This window comes from Bacillus sp. JJ864 (genome assembly GCF_036963045.1).
Lineage (GTDB): Bacteria > Bacillota > Bacilli > Bacillales > Bacillaceae_G > Bacillus_A > Bacillus_A pseudomycoides_C.
Genome location: NZ_JBALLY010000248.1, coordinates 1 through 2,028 on the forward strand (window position 1 = coordinate 1; position 2,028 = coordinate 2,028).

The 2,028-nt window shown below is 32.5% G+C and carries 2 protein-coding genes; one reads left to right on the forward strand and one right to left on the reverse strand.

Features of this window, described 5'->3' with window-relative positions; translation table 11 throughout:
• Window positions 1–156 precede the first annotated feature (156 nt).
• Complete coding sequence (locus tag V7024_RS24015) at window positions 157–846, reverse strand: hypothetical protein (protein ID WP_335524582.1); 690 nt, start codon at window positions 844–846, stop codon at window positions 157–159.
• An 840-nt stretch (window positions 847–1,686) separates the two neighbouring features.
• Between V7024_RS24015 and V7024_RS24020 the strand changes: the two genes are divergently transcribed.
• Window positions 1,687–1,983, forward strand: coding sequence for a hypothetical protein (locus tag V7024_RS24020; RefSeq protein WP_335524583.1), 297 nt, complete (start codon window positions 1,687–1,689; stop codon window positions 1,981–1,983).
• Window positions 1,984–2,028: the final 45 nt, after the last annotated feature.

Here is a 2,028-nt window from a genome sequence, read left to right on the forward strand (position 1 = left end):
AAAAAGAAGATAGCCATCTCATGTATAGATGGCTATCTTCTTTTTTTGTATATTAGCGAGCCTTCCGTCAGTTGGGATGACAAAATCACTAATGGAAGTTTCACTTTATATGAAAAGATATTATTATTCTCAAATGGATAGTCGCATATTCGGCTTCTATTTCAATTTCTGTTCAATCTTGTCATGTATCAATTCGATTTTTTCAGGCAGTACAAATAAATATTCGATAAGGACTTCTAATAATTCTGTTAATAAAACAATCGTTTCATCGTCAATTTCTTGCCTTAGTTCAAGCATTTCATAAAAAGGACTGTCCGGATGAACAAGGTTGCCAATATTTTGAATCGGTTTCGCTAAATCAACATGTTTTGGAAATTGCTCGAATTGTTGGGAAAGAGACTGCCCATTCGTTTTCTCCCCAAGGAAATGTTTGAGGACACCTTCAAGAACTCGTTTTGACATTACTGCAGTAGCAGAATGATCTTTTGACTGACTGATATTTAAGGTAGATCGATATGATCTGAGAAGGTCTATCGGGATTTTTTTGTTGTGTTCGAGTTGATGTAAAGGATCTTTTGAAGCTGAAGGATTATACATATAGATGTCTACTTCATTAATTTGATCTGAACAATTATGAAACATTATGACAAACTCTGATGGTTTTTTACATTCAGAACAAAGCCCTTCTGCGAATAATCCGCTTTTTTTCACTTGGTAAAAATTCGCTTTCAACGCAAATTCACTTGATTTACCGCAATTCGGACATTGGCTTTTAATATTTTTCGGCACTTTTAAATATCCATACTGGGTATAAGATAAAATGGCTCCCGGCAATATTCTTTTCATTTAAACCTCCTATGAAACGCAATCCTAATTTGTAGCTTATATAAGTATTCCTGATAACCACTCAGTCACCCTATGAAAATATAAGATAATTGAAGAATTTTAATGAAAAAATTATGTTTATCTGTTTTATCACAAGATGTAGTAGTATTGCACATGTCTTTGTTGCAGCAAGAAAACAGACCGAATTTTAGCCTGTCAAACTCCTAAGTCAATGGTATAGCCGAATTTTATGATTGATGATACAAATTTCTTCGTTGATATAAAAAGTATAACTTTTAAAAAAATGTTTGCAAGATGTAATAAATGGAACAGAGGTTATTGATAATTCGCGTACATAACAAAGCATAAGTGAATATATAAATTCAGTTTAATATACAAAAGAAATGATAAAGATGATATAAACGTCCTATTTAATACCATCTTTTCAAACAATTATTTTAAATAATTTTTAGTATTAGTACACAAAAGTCTGTAATTATAAAATAAAAAAGCATGACATAAAATTTAAATAGACTAAACTGATAAGAGGATATTATGTTCAATATATGAGCATATATCCTCTTTTCTTATACATATTAGATTAGTTATACAGATATTGAAAATATAGTTTAATGTGTATATAATATCCAGAAAAGTATGTACACTTTAGGTGGAGGACGTAGCCCATAGCGGGGGGCGTAGTGAGGTCTTTAGACCGAGCGTTAATATGATTTTAGGGGGTGAGTGCTATGAAAGTACAAGAGGTTCTCATAGAGAATAACATTCTCCTCTTCTTATTCAACTAACTGGCAGGTTAATTCAATAAGGTAATGAATTTTTCAGGGAGAGTAGAGGTTGAATATGAATCAATTATATTTGTCATTAAATGAAGCAGGTTTGATACTTAAGGGGCATACAGAACAGGGAGAGGTTGATTTCATTCTTCTTGAAACCTACGAGAATGGAACAACCCAATCAGTGGATGTAAATACATTTGAAACGCTTTTCGGGGATATAGAAGGGAATCCGACCTATGAAGCCTTGTCGGGAACTCATACTTTTATATTGGGAGATACGCAATACACTATGACTGCTGAGGAAATGGGTTATCAAAAGTATTTCGACCAATGGAAAGAGCAAGGATTGTTTAAATCTTAATCAACTAACGCATGCTTTAGTTGATTAAGAAAGGACATAACATAT